Origin of the sequence: Yaniella sp., from assembly GCF_030453185.1 — a bacterium.
Taxonomy (GTDB): Bacteria; Actinomycetota; Actinomycetes; order Actinomycetales; family Micrococcaceae; genus Yaniella.
Genome location: NZ_JAKDKW010000023.1, coordinates 1 through 15394, shown reverse-complemented (window position 1 = coordinate 15394; position 15394 = coordinate 1). Strand labels below are relative to the sequence as shown.

Here is a 15394-nt window from a genome sequence, read left to right as displayed (position 1 = left end):
GACGACGTACTTTGGAGACACCATGAAGATCACTGCCGTTGAAGCAATTCCGTATGCCATTCCGTACACGCATCCGTTGAAATTTGCCTCCGGTGAAGTCACCACCGCAGACCACATTGTCGTGCGCATCCACACTGACGCCGGGATAACCGGCACCGCGGATGCGCCACCACGGCCATATACCTACGGTGAAACACAGACTTCGATCAAAGTGATCATCGAGGATGTCTTCGGGCCAGAACTGATCGGTCTAGACCCGTTTGATCGCGAAAAAATCCACGCCATCATGCACCGCACCATCCATAACCAGGTGGCCAAAGGTGCCGTCGACATCGCACTGTGGGATCTGATGGGTAAAGCCCTCGAAACCCCGGTGCACAAATTGCTGGGTGGTTACACCGATTCGATGCGTGTCAGCCACATGCTTGGCTTCAAACCAGCCGAAGAACTCCTGGAAGAAGCCCAGCGCTTCGGCGACCAGTACGGCATCACCACCTTCAAACTGAAGGTTGGGCGGCGTCCACTCGCATTGGATATTGAAGCGGTTCGCGTGCTGCGCGAAGGGCTTGGCGACGACGTCGAAATATATCTAGACGCCAACCGCGGTTGGACTGCAAATGAGGCCATGGAAGTCCTCCGCCAGACAGCCAACTACGGGCTGACCATGCTGGAGGAGCCCTGCGATGCCAAAGAGGCTATGAGCCGTCGCCGTTTGGTCGACCACTCACCTATTCCGATCGTGGGGGATGAATCCGTGCCCACCGCCGGCGACGCTTCTCGTGAGCTGTTATCCGGTGGTGCCAACGCGATCTGTATTAAAACCGCACGTTCCGGATTCACCGAAGCCACCGAAATCCTTGGCTTGTGCACCGGGCTGGGCGTCGATGTCACCATGGGAAACCAGATTGATACCCAGGTTGGTTCACTTGCCACCGTGACTTTCGGTGCAGCACATCGTGCATCCTCAGCCCGTGCCGGCGAGTTGTCGAACTTCTTGGATATGTCCGATGATCTACTGGCCGATCCCATTGAAATTGTCGACGGGAGGATTGCGGTTCGCGATCTTCCCGGTGTTGGTGCTGAGATCGATGCAGATAAACTGGCTCACTACCGCACGGATAGCTAAGCCACAGCGTGTAGCACCACAAAGAGTAGACCGGTGGCGGCCAAGGCCCCACCGGTCAAGAAACTTACACGTGCCGGAGCCGATGAGTCCGGAGTTTCAGGCGCGGTCAACATGATGATCATGGTGCCAATCGAGATGACGAGCGCCATCACAATATAGAACGGTGTTTGATACAGCCACGAGTACAGCACAAAGTGCATGGCAGTGATCACCGCAAAGGTAAACCCAGGACTTGCGACATGCCAATCAGCACTGACAGCTGGGTAATCGCATCGACCACCGGTCGTGCTGAACCGACCGCAGCGAGCAGAAATAAGACGCCCAACGCTATGGGTAGTGCGACTACCCCTTGGAACAGCGTGGCGTAAGCCGCCACCAGCAGAGAGACGCGTTGCCATAGCACTCCGCACACAAGCCACGTCGCTCCATAGGCGAACAAAAACGCCACCCCGGAGATGTTTTGCTCCGCTAGGAGCCGTAGCGACTCAACCAGGTCCACACACTACATTGTGCCATCCTGGCCAGCAGTGGTCTAGCGAACTTTCGCGGCCTGTGCCACCACCGCACCAAAAATCTTCGCCCGATCTTCGGCGTTAGCGTTGGCTTCTTCAGGATGCCACTGCAAACCGACCACCCAGGTTTTGTCGCGATGCTCGACACCTTCTATCGTGCCGTCGTGGGCGCGGGCCGTAACTTCTAGCCCTTTGCCAACGTCGTCGATGGTTTGATGGTGCGAAGCGCGGACCTCAACGTTGGTTCGTCCCAATATGTCAGCGATCTTCGAGTTCGGTCCAAGCTCGACGGTCTCGTCGATAAACCCCGTATTTCCATCGGCAAGTTCAGCGCGATGACCGTCGATGTGCTGAATAATGCTGCCACCCATCGCGACGTTGAGCAGTTGGGAGCCTCGGCAGATGCCCAGTACAGGTGCGTCTTCTGTGATAGCACGCTGCAGCGAGTGCAAACAGAATTGATCAGCGTTCTGGTCAATCCCCTTTTGCTGTTCAGCAAGGTCAACCTCAGAATAAAAGCCAGGGTGAACATCAGCGCCACCAAGATAGACGATGGCGTCCACCTCGTCCTGCCAGGCAGTACCCCGGGCTTGCGTGGCGGTATCGCTACTATCAATGACGACTGGACGGCCGCCAGTGTCGCGAACGGTTTGGACGGTGGTCATCGTGAGATCGTGCATGGTCTGTGCCGCATGTTGGCTCAAATTCGGTGACCATAGTGCAACGACGACGCCGATGGCCGGTCGCGCATCCTGTACAAAGTCGTCTTCGACCTGATAGTCCATCAACGTCAGCCCCGGATGATCTTGTACAGTCAATCTTGCTCCTCAAAACTTCTGCGTTGCTTGGGTAATCTTCTCGACGCTCGACAATACTCTGACAGCCTCCCACATGTAAGAACTCAACCCAACCTTCTCTGCAAGCTCACCGGCTATCACTTTGGTCACATGCGCTGCTCTCATAGCTTGAATCATTGGTCTGTGCTAGACCACCGCGTTATCCTTGGAGAAGTACTTTTCATCGCTGTTCTCAAGCGAAATCAACACTTTTTGCGTACTGCACTACACCGAGTGCACTACGGTCAGGAGATCTGGTGTCCAACAGTTCGATTATGACTACCCACGTCACGCCATCACCGGGGCAGAAGGTCCAAGCAGACCTCGCCCGCACATGGCTGCTAGTCAATGCTGTTCAGCCAGAACGATTTACCGCCGCCATTGATTCCACCGCAGACGTCGTGCTCTACGACATCGAAGACGCCGTGGCCCCGAAAGATAAAGACCTCGCCCGCAAGAACGTGACCGACTGGTTCGCTGCCGGTAACACCGGTTGGGTACGCATCAACGGTTACGGCAGCCCCTGGTGGGAGCAAGACGTCACCGAACTGGCCAAATATATCTCAAGCGATCTCGACGGCCCCCACCACAACGGTGGTCTGCTGGGTGTCATGCTGGCCATGACCGAGTCCACCGACCACGTCAACGAAACCGCCGCTCGTTTACCGGGTGTCCCAATTGTTGCACTGGTCGAGACCGCTCGCGGTTTGCAGCGCATCAACTCCATCGCCGCCGCCCGCGGTACGTTCCGTCTAGCCTTTGGCATCGGCGACTTCCGCCGCGACACTGGCTTTGGCGGCTCACCCATGGCACTGGCCTATGCGCGCAGTCAGTTCACCATCGCTTCGCAGGCAGCCATGCTGCCATCCCCGATCGATGGCCCAACCCAGGGAACCTCGGGCAAAGTCCTCACCGAAGCCGCATCGGTGTCCGATGAATTCGGGTTCTCCGGCAAACTCTGCTTGCTGCCAGAACAGACCGCCACCATCAACGAGGCCCTGAGTCCATCGCAGGAAGAACTCACCTGGGCCCACGACTTCCTCGACGCATTTGAAAACGATGGCGGACAGATCCGCAACGGTTCCGACTTGCCCCGTTTGGCTCGCTCCAATAGCGCCATCGAATTAGCCAACGCGTTAGGCATCGAATGGTGCCGCCCAGCCACCTCGGACAACTACGCTACGGCGCCCACGGATACCTACCACTACTAAAGAACGGTACCCATGGCCTCGTTCCCTTCGCAGCGCCTGTGGACGCCGGACTATTTCCGTGCATTCGTTGTGCTCCTCGGGGTCAGCCTGGTGTTCATCACGCTCATGTCGTTCATGGCGCTCTACGCTGCCCAGCGATTCAGCGTCAATGACACTGCGGCAGGCTTTGCCACCAGCGCATTCGTTGCGGGCGGCGCACTGTCTCGTGTGCTCATCGGAAAATATTTAGACTTCATCGGGCGCAAACGCACACTGATCATCGTTCTTTTCGTGTTCGTTGCGTGTGCCCTGCTGTATCCGTTGACGGACCACTACGCGCTGCTGATCCTGCTCCGAGTGGTCCACGGCGCCGCTTTTGGCGTCGCCTCCACTACTGTTACCTCAATAGCCATCACCATGGTTCCGGTGGGTCGTCTGGGCGAAGGTCTGGGCTATATGGCTCTGGCTGGCACCGTGTCCAATGCGGTCGGTCCATTGGCTGCATTGCAACTGAATGAACGTGCCTCCAGCCTGTGGGTATTTGGCTTTACCCTCATCTGCACGCTCGTCGCGCTCATCGCCGCCTTACTCATGAACGTCCACGAACGTGCCCCAACAGTGGATGAATACAGCAGGCGGTGGCGCATTAGAGGTTCAGATCTTGTTGACCCCAAGATCCTTCCCATCGCCCTCGTTGGGCTGCTCACCACGCTGGGCTACTCGGTGGTCATGACCTTCTTGCCCGCCTACCTCGTGGGGCTCAACATGGTCAACATCGCGTCCCTGTTCTTTCTCATATGGGCCTTTGCAATGTTGATGGTCCGGTTATTTGCCGGGCGACTGCACGATCGATACGGCGACAACGCCGTCATCCCTGGCGCGCTGCTATCGCTGGTGGCAGGGCTCGTCATCCTCGCGGTAGCCAGCGCTCCCTGGCACTTCATCATCGCAGCATTCCTGAGTGGTTTCGGCCACGGTGCCGCGCTGCCGGGCTTACAGACCGCCGGTATCAAACGCACAACCTCCGATCGGGTTCCGATCGCAACCTCCACCCACTACCTGGCGCTGGATTCCGGGTTGGCTATCGGACCGGTCATGCTGGGGTTCATCATCCACCTGGCCGGTTATTCAGTCCTGTACTTCGCCGGCGCGGGCATCGTAACACTGGGCTTACTGGTGTACTGGCTTGGACACGGTCGGAACGCGGCACGTTCCGGAGCTTAACAAGCCCAGATCACGCCTTCGCTAGGCCGTCCTCCACATCCGTTTCGCGATCTTCGGCAAAGGCTCGTTCCCGGGCGTATTTATGCACCCGCTCCAAGAGCCCATACTGCTCTTGGGCGTCGTCGACCAGCTGTTGAAAGACCTCTTCGGAAACTCCCAGTGCTTCAGATTCGTTCAGCATGGTTCGCCAGCCGTGGAGTTTTCCAGTCACCGCTGACAACATGAGTTCGGTTTCTAAGACGAGCACCGAGGGCGTTATTTTCAGCCCCTCTGGGAAATACGATTTGAGGCGGGCGACGCGTTCGCCAGCCCACAGTGCCGGGCCTGCGATCCCGGGACGGGCGAAATTCTGCCGGACCATCAGCGCCTGCAAGAAGTTCTGTTCGGCACGAATCTGCTCCGCCACGTGGTCGGCCATGTACTGACGTAAGGCCATCGCATCGACGTCGTCGGGAACCCTGTGGTCTTTCGACGGCAACCAGGACTCGGCAACGGGCGTCCCACCTCGCGCTCGCATGGGTGCAGACGCCGTACCATCGCCGGCGGCCATGCCGCGTATCAGTTCATCGAGTGCTTCAGCCCCGCTGATCCTCGGTGCCCAGCCCAGCTCTTGTTTAGCACGAGAATTATCCATCAGCGGCACCTGAACGCCCATATCTAACCAGCCCTCATCCATGGCCAGCAGCCCGGAACGGTGCGCAGCTTTGAGCAACGGACGCAACGGTTTGGCAGGAACCGGCAGCACACGACCAAATTTCTGGTTCCTGGTGACCACACCACCAATAGTTTGGACGTCGAGAATGTCATCGGCACAGTCAGGTATGTCTCTGCTTGAGCGCGTGGATTCGTTTCCTCATCGTCCCGTATCTGTTGTCCGGTGGCGGACCGTACTGCAGGAGCGCTCTGATCTGCTTTAGCCGGGGCGGGGCCTTCGTGTTCTTGCCGCGGTTGTTGTTGTTCTTCAGGATCTTGGAGATCCGGATCGACCGAACTTGGTTTTCCGGGAGTATTGATATCTGTCATGTTCCTCGCGTCCCTTCGGTGAAGTTCGTTACGGTTGCAGCACAACCTTGATGCAGCTGTCTTCTTTTTGTTGGAACATCCGATACGCTTCGGGGGCTTGCTCAAGCGGCAGGCGGTGGGTCACCAGATCGGTCACGCCCAGTGGATCCGCTGCGTCTTCGACGTAAGGGACGAGTTCTTGGTCCCAGTTGCGAACGTTGCACTGTCCTGCAGTAATGGTCAGCTGCTTGTCAAAGATGGTCAGCATCGGGATAGGCGTGGCGGTGCCTCCATAAACACCGCTCAGCGATACGGTACTGCCGCGTCCGGCCAGGTCAAGTGCCGAGTTCAATGCCGCAGTTCGATCGATTCCCACATTTTCCAAGGCCTTCTGCCCGAGGGCATCCGGCAGGTACGCCGTAGCTTTCTGTAGTGCCGCGGCAACGTGATTTCCGTGGGCCTCCATCCCCACGGCGTCCACCACGCCATCCGCACCGCGACCACGCGTACGTTCGTTGACCAATTCGGCCGCTTCGTCATGTTCGGCGGCAACGGTGACCCCGTGACGTTGAGCCATTCCACGACGCTCCGGCACGGTTTCCAACGCGACGACGTCGTACCCCAGCTGGACACCAATCCGAGCTGCGAACTGGCCAACCGGCCCCAGACCAAGCACGGCCAAGACACCTTCATCGGGCATGTGGGCGTACTTCACTGCCTGCCATGCGGTGGGCAAAATATCAGAAAGAAACAGGTAGTGCTCATCGGAGAGCTCGGTGCCGACCTTGATCGGCCCATAATCAGCGTGGGGCACTCGCAGGTATTCAGCTTGTCCGCCCGGGAGCTGGCCGTAGAGTTTCGAATACCCAAGCAACGTTGCACCAGTGCCATGCTCAGTCACCTGGGTGGTTTCGCACTGTGACTGCAGCCCGCGCCGGCAGTAATGGCAGGTACCGCAGGAAACGTTGAACGGTATGACGACGCGGTCGCCGGGTTGTAAGTTGGTGACCGCCGACCCCGTCTCTTCGACAATTCCCATCGTTTCGTGGCCAATGATATCGCCGGCTGTCATATAGGGGGTGAGCACTTCGTATAGGTGCAAATCGGAGCCACAAATGGCCGTAGACGTGACACGGATAATCGCATCGGTGGGGTAATGAATCGTGGGATCCGGAACATCTTCGACACTGATGTTCCGTCGTCCCTGCCAGGTTACTGCTCGCATAAATCATCCTTGATCTACATCGTGACGAGCTCCGAGGAGCTCGCGGTGTGAGGATGCTGTGCCTGTCTTGGCTATGTTGCTGAGTCTAAACTTCCCCGCGTCAGACTGTCTACGGCTTGCTTTCATCCCGTTTGAAACTTGGTTCGCAGCAGGACGTGGTTTCGCAACCAAAATTCCGTAGGCTAGTTCAATAGTTCGATCCCACAACTTTAAATGTTTGGTTGGTGCATGGCCCCTTTACCCCAGCAGCGTCTCTTCACACGCGACTACCTTCTCGGTTTCGTTGTACTCCTCGGTGCCTACATCGTGTTCATTGCGCTCATGACGTTCATGGCGCTGTATGCCGCCGACCGGTTCAACGCGAACGATACAGCCGCCGGATTCGCGGCAAGCTCCTTCGTCATCGGCGCTGGACTCGTGCGCCTGGTGATCGGCAAATACTTAGACTTCATCGGCCGGAAACGCACGCTCGTCCTCGCGCTAGCTATCTTCGTGCTGGGTTCCGTGCTCTACCCATTCGCGAATCACTTCGCCCTGCTGATCGTCATACGATTGGTTCAGGGCACAGCATTTGGTGTCATATCGACGGCGGTCACATCAGCAGTCCTCGACATCATTCCGACCAGCCGCCGAAGCGAGGGCCTGGGATACTTCTCCCTGGCAGCCACGCTCGGCACGGCCATCGGACCGTTTGCCGCCGTACGGCTAAGTCAGATCACCTCTGATGAGTGGGTGTTTGCGTTCACCGCCATCTGTGCGGCCATATCGCTGCTTGCCGTGCTCCCGATGCGGATCAACGAACACACTCCCACCGAAGAAGAATACGCACAGCGGTGGCGTATCCGGGGCTCAGACCTGCTCGATGGTAAGGCACTTCCGGTCGCCATCGTCGCGTTCATTAGTGCCATCGGATACTCGCTGATCATGACCTTTTTATCGCCCTATCTCGTGGGGCGTGGGCTGGCCGATGCTGCCTCGATGTTCTTCTTGGTCTTCGCGTTGGCTATGCTGTCGGTTCGGCTCTTCGCGGGGCGTGTTCAGGATCGCTACGGTGAAAACGCTGTGATCCCCGGCGCGCTCGCCGCTATGGCGCTCGCGCTGCTGACCATAGGGTTAGCCGACAGTTTCTGGCACATCGTTATCGCAGCGGTACTTGGCGGCATCGGTCAAGGCGTTGCGGTGCCAAGTTTGCAGGCAGTTGGTATTCAACGCACCACCCCCAACCGCATTCCCATTGCGACCTCGACTCACTATTTGGCGTTGGACACCGGGATCGCCGTGGGTCCTGTCGCTTTAGGCTTCATGATCCCGCTGGCGGGATATCCCGGCTTGTACTTTGTTGGTGCCGGCGTCGTTGTCATTGGTGCGCTTGTCTATTGGATCGCGCACGGTCGACACGTTGTCCGATCTGGCATATCGGTGGGTGGCTAAGTTGCTAGGAATTCATCCCGCGGGCACCAACCCGCCACGTGTCAATGATGTTCTCACCGTCACAGACATAGACTTCATCAACCAGGTTTACTGCCACGCATACGTGATGCGGAATGACCTGTAACCGCGTCCCCAGCTCCGGCAGATCGTCACTGTCCCAAATAATGGTTCCGTGGTGCTCAGACAGGGCCGTGATACGTGCATTCAGATGACCGAGCACGCGACCGTAACCGGTCGCCCATGAAGCTCGATCCGCGGCCAAAATCTTTGAACCAGCATCGACGATAACTCTGGCCGGAGCATCCTGGTGCGCTTCCTGCCGGGAGACGACGGTGGTCACCACGGTCAACGCAATCTCATCGATGTCAATACGGCCCAGTTCGTACTGTGTGGCATCGCCAAAAATATACACTCCCGGGCGGATCTCAGTGGCACCATCGGCGACTGTTGCCAGCACAGAGGGCGATGAGCCACCAGACAGCACCGGCACCCCGAACCCGGCCTCGTGCAGATACCGTTCGGCAGCCTTCAACGTTCTGGCTTCATCCTCAGCGGCGTTGGTGTGCTCCCCCGGCGCATTACTGTGCCCGGGAAAAGTGAAGACACCACGCAACACCATATTGCGATCACGAATGGCCGCAGCAATGGGCACAACTTGGTCTGGGAAAACCCCCGAACGATTGTGTCCCGAGTGACCTCAATCATGATTTCGACACCGGGATGCTGTCGGGTCACATCGGCCAGCTGGTGGACGGCCGCCACAGAATCAGTACCCACGGCCAGCACGCCGTCGGTCGCCAGTGTCGTCAGCGTTTCGGCGTCGTCGTTGGGAGCCCAGACGGGATAGGGAATGAATAGATCGGTCATGCCATGATCGAAAAAGTATTGCGCTTCACTCAATGTGGCAACGGACAATCCTGGACTGCCGGCGGCCAACTGCTTCTGCCCGATCGCGGCGATCTTATGGGTCTTGGCGTGGGGCCGGAGCGTGAGGTTACGGTCAGCGGCAAAGGCTGCCATGGCCGAAATATTGGCGTCCAGAATGCTCTCGTCCGCCACGATGGCGGGAGTGTTCGGTACCTGATTCATGACGCTCCCTTATCCGTTGAGTGTTCGTTTTAGCGGTCGTCTGCTTCAGGAAAAGTCTCATTGCTGGCAGCTTGTTCAGCCTGCTCAGCTTCGGCACGTTCACGGCGCATGCGCTCACGAGCACGTGCGACTGCGGCGCGGTGGAGTTCTTCGGAGGATCGGTTCATGCCCGAACCCTCGGAAATGTGGTCCGGGTTTTCGCGACCGGTGAGTTGCAATAAGGCAACGACGACGAGTGTAGCGGCAAAGCCAATGCCGAAAGCGATGAGTCCGATATCGAGGCGCAACGGGTGCTCAGGGTTATTGAGACCACCGGTGCCCACAATCGTGGCCACCACGAAGGCGATAATGCCGACGACGAAGGAAAAGACCAGCGGTATCTTTATGCCGCCTTGAAATCCGCCGCGTGGTTTTTTAGGTGAATCTGCCATGTTGTGTTCCGAGTACCGGAGTCGCTCCTTAGGAAAGTCTGATCGGGCCCAGTCTAGCGTTGTTTTACACCACGTAGAACTCTGGACAGAGCTGACGGCTGTGGGCGAAATTTTCCGGCCGCACTACGGTGCGGGTGGCACGTAGCCGTCTTCTTTCACGGCTTTTCGAGTATCCAGCCAGTAGCCGATGCCTGAAATTCCAATCAGGACGGCGACGATCAGGGCATAGGTTCCGGTAATGCCGAAAATCCGATGGTAATCCAGGTTCTGGACGAACACGAGAATGCCGGATACGGCGATACCAGCGATGCCGGCAATCAGGTGGTCTCGTGCCGGTGCGAAGGCTTTTCGCCAGCTAAAGGCCCATAGCTCAGCGATGCCGGAGAGGCCCAGTGCCGCGGCAATGACAATCCAGGTGACGGCCGCGGACACGCCACCGAGTTGGACACCGACTAGCGTTAGGGCGGCGAGCATCCAGACGGCGGCCATCAGCGATAACGGAGTGCGCATGGCTTCGGGCACCGGATCGCGGCGTAGGTACTCCCACATCGCTGACCCAGAAAACAGGAAGAAGATCGCGCTGCCGTAATTCACAATGGCGTCGGAGGGTTCTTGGATGAAGAAGGTAGCGATACCAAACAGTGCGGCTACGCCGGCGCGAATCAGAACGGGCCGGTAGATGACGGCGGTGGTGTCGAGGTCTATTTTTTGGCTCATGTCGGTTCCCATTCTAGTCATGCCGCACCCACGCGAATCCACGTGTCACGCCGAATACGCAACCAGAGTCCCAGCGCTCGTGCGGCAAGGTATATCCCGGCGAAGCCGACCCACACCCAGGCCACGGCCCCAATGTGGGTTGTTTGGTTTGCTAGCACGGCGAGGCCAGCCAATGCAGGCAAATACACGATGATATTGGCGATGCCGATGAGCCCCAGGTATTTGGCATCACCGGCACCCATCAGGATGCCGTCCAGTACAAACACGTAGCCGGATAACGGTTGCGAAACGGCCAGTACGATAAGTCCCGCGGTGGTCGCGGCGACGACGGTGGGATCGGTGGTGAAAATGTGTGGCAGCCCGAACGCTCCGACGCCCAGCAGGATACCGGTGAGCACGCCGAAGCCAACGGACCAGCGGATCATGGTTTTCGTCAGGGCTCGCACGGCAGTAACGTTCGATGCGCCAAGCTCTTTACCGATCAGCGCCTGGGCGGCAATCGCCAAGGCGTCCAGGGCAAAGGCCATGGTCGAATACACATTGAACACGATTTGGTGGGCGGCCAATACCTCGGTGCCCAGTGACGTGGCGGTCAGCACGGTAGCCAGTACGGCAGCGCGCAGTGAGGCGGAGCGGACCAGTAACCAGGAACCCACCTGTGCGGTAGCTCGCAGGCCCGTCGTCGTCGGAGCAAAACCCACGCCATGATGTCGCATGCGGGGCAGCAGGATCGTAGCGTAGACGGCGAACATGAGCCACTGGATGGCCGAGGTGCCGATCGCCGAACCGGTCACCCCGAGGTCCAGCACGTAGATCAGCGCGTAATTGGCCGCGATGTTGAGACCAAACCCGGCACCGGCCACGACCAGCGGGGTGGTGGCATCTTGGAGGCCACGCAGCACACCAGTGGCCGCCAAGACAGCCAGCATGGCGGGTAAGCCGATCATTGAGTACTGCATATACGCGATGGCGTGGGGAGCGGCGTCGTCGGTTGCCACGTGTTCCAACAGCGGTGCGGCATACCAGCCGATCACACCGATGACGGCGCCCAGCCCCAACCCCAACCAGATGCCATCGCGGCCGCGGGCCAGGGCATTGCCGAGCTGCCCGGCGCCGAGGAATCGCGCAACGGCGGGGGTGGTCGAGTAGGCCAGGAAGATCAGCAGACCGGTGACAGTTTGGACGATCGCTGCGGCCAGGCCAACGCCCGCGAGCTCTGGCGCGCCGAGCCGACCGATCATGGCAGTATCGGCCAGCAGGAAGAGCGGTTCGGCGATCAGCGCGCCAAATGCCGGCACCGCCAGCGACAGGATCTGGCGGGTCATCGACCGTGAGGAGGTGGACATGATGGCTCTAGAACGTCAGCAGTGCCGTTTCCATAGTGGTCACATGCAGCAGCACCACGGAAACCACGTTGTTGAAGGCGTGCGAGAGCCATGCGTAGGCAAAAGATTTCTTGGACAACAGATACACGGCGGTGAAAGCAATGGCCATCGAGACATACGGCAGGACCGAAGCGATCGACATATTGGTATCGCCGATGAAGTGCAGCAGGGTAAACGCGATGATTGAGACCGGTGCTGTCACCCAGGTGGGGATCCAACGCGAGAGTTTCCCGATCAGCAGGTGACGGAAGATGTACTCCTCGACGAATGGTCCGAGCAGACCCATGACCAGAATCGAGATGATGAGCGAAGATTCACCGGCGGCTTGCTCTACGGCCTCTTGATTCGCTGATACATCGGGGTCTTGCCCGGAAAGTACCATGAACAATGAGGTCAGCATCAAGGTGGCCAACCAAATGACCGGCAGCAATAACACTTTGACCCACCACCAGCTGGCAAACCAGCGGAAGGATTGCACAAAGGGCCGCCACGAAACTGCCAGCATGATGATCCCGGTGATTCCATAGAGCACCACATTGGAGTACATCAAGAACCAGCCGGGCATCGGGTTCTGGCTCAGCACCTCGTCAAAGGACATTGGGTCGTGGCCGTAGGCCTGTGCACCAAATTCGGTGACGCCCGGGATGGAGAACACCAACAGCATTGCTCCCAGGACGAACCCGCCAATGTAGACGATGAGAGCAAAGAGATCGCCCCAGTGAAACTTACCGGGATTCGATGCGGTTTTCTCGGCGGCGTGCGAGGCCTTGCCGCGCCGTTGTGGTTGCGGCCAACCGCTGTTGGGGTGCTGGCCTGGCCATCCTGTCGGGTAGCTACTCACCGGCCTCCTTCGAGGTCGTGCTGGGTTTGGGCAGTGTATAAGTCATGGTACATTCCACCGGCTTGCAGTAATTGCGCATGTGTCCCCTGTTCCACCACATCGCCGTGATCCATGACCACAATCACATCGGCCGCGCGAATGGTCGACAACCGGTGTGCGATAACGAAGGAAGTGCGCCCCTGTTGCAGTTTCGCCAGGGCTTCCTGAATCAATGCCTCGGTCCTGGTATCCACCGAGGACGTCGCTTCGTCCAAAATCAGCAGGCGCGGGTCAGATAAGAAGGCCCGGGCGATGGTCAGCAGCTGGCGTTCCCCCGCCGAGATCGCGTCCGCGTCTAAGCTGATTTCGGTGCCGTAGCCATCGGGAAGCTGGTTGATGAAGTGATCGGCACGAGCGGCCTGTGCCGCAGCGATAATCTGCTCGTCGGTGGCCTCTGGCCTACCGTAGGCGATGTTGTGCTTGATTGAACCCGAGAACAACACGGCGTCCTGCAACACCATGCCGATCGGTTGACGCAGTTCAGCGCGGGAGACCGTGGAAATATCGGTGCCGTCGAGCAGGATTCTGCCAGCATCGACGTCGTAAAAACGCATCAACAAATTGATCAGGGTTGTTTTGCCCGCACCGGTGGGCCCCACAATAGCCACCAGTTGACCGGGCTCGACGCGCAAATTCAGGTTAGTGATCAGCGGGGTCTCGCCGTAGCCGAAGGCCACGTTCTGAAATTCTACGGCGCCGGCAACTTCGGCCAGTTCACCCTCGGTATCGTCTTCTTCTTCGGCGTCGAGGAATTCGAACACGCGCTCGGCCGAAGCCACGGCCGAAATGATCATATTTGCTAGACCAGCCAGTTGTCCCAGTGGTTGGTTGAATTCGCGCGAGTACTGAATAAATGCGGTCACCGAACCCAGTGCTAGGGCACCGGCTGCGACCTGGAGCGCGCCCACAACTGCGATCCCCACGTAGCCCAGGTAGGTTACCCACTGCATAATCGGGTGGATCATGCCCGAAATGAACTGTGCCTTATAGCTGGCCTGGTACACGGCGTCATTGCGTGCCGCGAATTCTTCGTTCATCGCTTCTTGGCGGTTGAAAAGGGTGACCACGTCGTGGCCGGTGAAGGCTTCTTCAACGTGCCCATTGAGCCTGCCAGTATTAGCCCACTGGGCGGAGAACAGTTTCTGGGCGCGTTTGCCGATAACCCCCACGACGACGGCAGCAATCGGCACCGCGATCAGGGCGATCAGCGCCAGCCGCCAGGAGATCGCAAACATCATGATAGTGATGCCGATGATCGTCAGCAGCCCGTTGAGCAGCGATGAGACGGTTTGTTGCAGCGCGTTTTGAATGTTGTCGACGTCGTTGGTGGTACGCGACAGCAGATCGCCGCGCTGGGTGCTGTCAAACCAGTTGCTTGGCACCCGGTGAATTTTGCGTTCCACATCCTGGCGCAGCAGGTAGGTAATGCGCACGCCAATAATAACCAGGATGCGCCCCTGCAGCCACATCAGCGCCATGGCGACCACGTACATGGCCAGCACCCGGGTGATGAGTTCGCCCAGGCGTGCGAAATCGATGCCGTCTGAGTGGAAGAGTACGTTGACGGCTTCGCCGAGGATCAGCGGCGCCCACACCTGCAGCACCACCGAGACGATGCTCAAGATGACGGCGGTGATCAACTGGAGCTTATAGGGCGCAAAGACTCTCAGCAAGCGCAGCGCGGAAGGCCAGAATGCTTTGGCCGTGCGGCCCGGATCAGTGCCCTCGGCGAGCTCGACGTCTTCGGGAGAAGTATCAGACATGGCCCACCTGCGATGCAACGATTTGTTGGTACACGGTACTGGATTCCACCAATTGCTCGTGCGTTCCGGCGTCGACAATGCGGCCGTGTTCCAGAACCAAAATGTGGTCGGCATTTTGGATGGTGGCCACGCGTTGGGCCACGATCAAGATGGTCACCTCGGTCAGTTGCTCGGCCAAGGCATCACGTAAGGCCGCATCGGTGGTGGCATCCAGAGCCGAAAACGAGTCGTCGAACAGATAGATCTTCGGTTTGGCTGCCAGCGCGCGACCGATGGCCAGACGTTGGCGCTGCCCACCCGAAACATCGGTACCGCCCTGCGCGATTGCCGAGGCCAGACCGGTGGCATTGTGCGTTTGGCGAGCGGTCACAAAGTCGTGGGCTTGGGCGGTTTCCAGCGCGTGCCAGACGTCGTCGTCAGTGGCATCCGGGGCACCGAAGCGCACATTGGAGGCCACCGTGCCCGAGAACAGGTACGCCTTTTGTGGCACCATCCCCACGATCTTGGACAGTGCGGCTCGGCTGTAGTCGGTGACGTCGACGTCGTCGATCAACACCTGGCCGGCGCTGGTATCGATGAGTCG

General features: G+C 58.6%; 17 protein-coding genes. 4 read left to right on the top strand and 13 right to left on the bottom strand.

Features of this window, described 5'->3' with window-relative positions; all coding sequences use genetic code 11:
• The first annotated feature begins 22 nt into the window (after positions 1–22).
• Positions 23–1126: a mandelate racemase/muconate lactonizing enzyme family protein gene (locus L0H14_RS05295; protein WP_301421466.1), complete on the top strand. Its 1104-nt coding sequence runs from the start codon at positions 23–25 to the stop codon at positions 1124–1126.
• Here L0H14_RS05295 and L0H14_RS05290 read toward each other — a convergent pair.
• Genes L0H14_RS05290 through L0H14_RS05280 form a run of 3 tightly spaced genes read right to left on the bottom strand, consistent with a single transcriptional unit; the run spans position 1123 to position 2456 of the window.
• Positions 1123–1326, bottom strand: a complete 204-nt coding sequence (locus tag L0H14_RS05290) for a hypothetical protein (RefSeq protein WP_301421465.1) — start codon at positions 1324–1326, stop codon at positions 1123–1125. The two genes, L0H14_RS05295 and L0H14_RS05290, sit on opposite strands and share 4 nt — an antisense overlap.
• An 8-nt stretch (positions 1327–1334) precedes the next feature.
• Complete coding sequence (locus L0H14_RS05285) at positions 1335–1625, bottom strand: hypothetical protein (RefSeq protein WP_301421464.1); 291 nt, start codon at positions 1623–1625, stop codon at positions 1335–1337.
• A gap of 33 nt (positions 1626–1658) precedes the next feature.
• A complete protein-coding gene (locus L0H14_RS05280; protein WP_301419178.1) occupies positions 1659–2456 on the bottom strand; it encodes a gamma-glutamyl-gamma-aminobutyrate hydrolase family protein in 798 nt (265 codons plus the stop codon).
• Positions 2457–2749: 293 nt separating this feature from the next.
• Between L0H14_RS05280 and L0H14_RS05275 the strand changes: the two genes are divergently transcribed.
• Both L0H14_RS05275 and L0H14_RS05270 read left to right on the top strand, forming a co-directional pair.
• The gene (locus L0H14_RS05275) at positions 2750–3685 is read left to right on the top strand and encodes a CoA ester lyase (RefSeq protein ID WP_301419177.1); all 936 of its coding nucleotides are present in this window, start codon (positions 2750–2752) and stop codon (positions 3683–3685) included.
• A gap of 12 nt (positions 3686–3697) precedes the next feature.
• Entirely contained in the window at positions 3698–4888 is a 1191-nt protein-coding gene (locus L0H14_RS05270) for an MFS transporter (RefSeq protein ID WP_301419176.1), read from the top strand.
• A 10-nt stretch (positions 4889–4898) separates the two neighbouring features.
• Here L0H14_RS05270 and L0H14_RS05265 read toward each other — a convergent pair whose 3' ends face one another.
• A complete protein-coding gene (locus L0H14_RS05265; RefSeq protein ID WP_301419175.1) occupies positions 4899–5663 on the bottom strand; it encodes a hypothetical protein in 765 nt (254 codons plus the stop codon).
• A gap of 276 nt (positions 5664–5939) precedes the next feature.
• Positions 5940–7115, bottom strand: a complete 1176-nt coding sequence (locus L0H14_RS05260; RefSeq protein ID WP_301419174.1) for an alcohol dehydrogenase catalytic domain-containing protein — start codon at positions 7113–7115, stop codon at positions 5940–5942.
• Positions 7116–7343: 228 nt separating this feature from the next.
• Here L0H14_RS05260 and L0H14_RS05255 point away from each other — a divergent pair, with 228 nt between their 5' ends.
• A complete protein-coding gene (locus L0H14_RS05255) occupies positions 7344–8546 on the top strand; it encodes an MFS transporter (protein ID WP_301419173.1) in 1203 nt (400 codons plus the stop codon).
• A gap of 4 nt (positions 8547–8550) precedes the next feature.
• Here L0H14_RS05255 and L0H14_RS05250 read toward each other — a convergent pair whose 3' ends face one another.
• From L0H14_RS05250 to L0H14_RS05215, 8 genes are all read right to left on the bottom strand, one after another.
• Positions 8551–9180: an alanine racemase gene (locus tag L0H14_RS05250; protein ID WP_301419180.1), complete on the bottom strand. Its 630-nt coding sequence runs from the start codon at positions 9178–9180 to the stop codon at positions 8551–8553.
• Entirely contained in the window at positions 9075–9635 is a 561-nt protein-coding gene (locus L0H14_RS05245; RefSeq protein WP_301419172.1) for an alanine racemase, read from the bottom strand. The genes L0H14_RS05250 and L0H14_RS05245 overlap by 106 nt, the downstream gene beginning before the upstream one ends.
• Positions 9636–9664: 29 nt before the next feature.
• The gene (locus tag L0H14_RS05240) at positions 9665–10066 is read right to left on the bottom strand and encodes a hypothetical protein (protein ID WP_301419170.1); all 402 of its coding nucleotides are present in this window, start codon (positions 10064–10066) and stop codon (positions 9665–9667) included.
• A 123-nt stretch (positions 10067–10189) separates the two neighbouring features.
• Entirely contained in the window at positions 10190–10783 is a 594-nt protein-coding gene (locus tag L0H14_RS05235; RefSeq protein ID WP_301419168.1) for a hypothetical protein, read from the bottom strand.
• A gap of 17 nt (positions 10784–10800) precedes the next feature.
• A complete protein-coding gene (locus tag L0H14_RS05230; RefSeq protein WP_301419166.1) occupies positions 10801–12129 on the bottom strand; it encodes an MATE family efflux transporter in 1329 nt (442 codons plus the stop codon).
• 7 nt (positions 12130–12136) lie between these two features.
• On the bottom strand, positions 12137–13009 hold the full coding sequence (locus L0H14_RS05225) for a CPBP family intramembrane glutamic endopeptidase (RefSeq protein ID WP_301419164.1): 873 nt from the start codon (positions 13007–13009) through the stop codon (positions 12137–12139).
• Entirely contained in the window at positions 13006–14811 is a 1806-nt protein-coding gene (locus L0H14_RS05220) for an ABC transporter ATP-binding protein (RefSeq protein ID WP_301419162.1), read from the bottom strand. The genes L0H14_RS05225 and L0H14_RS05220 overlap by 4 nt, the downstream gene beginning before the upstream one ends.
• The coding region (locus L0H14_RS05215; protein WP_301421463.1) for an ABC transporter ATP-binding protein at positions 14804–15394 on the bottom strand (591 nt) is incomplete at its 5' end. The genes L0H14_RS05220 and L0H14_RS05215, both read right to left, overlap by 8 nt.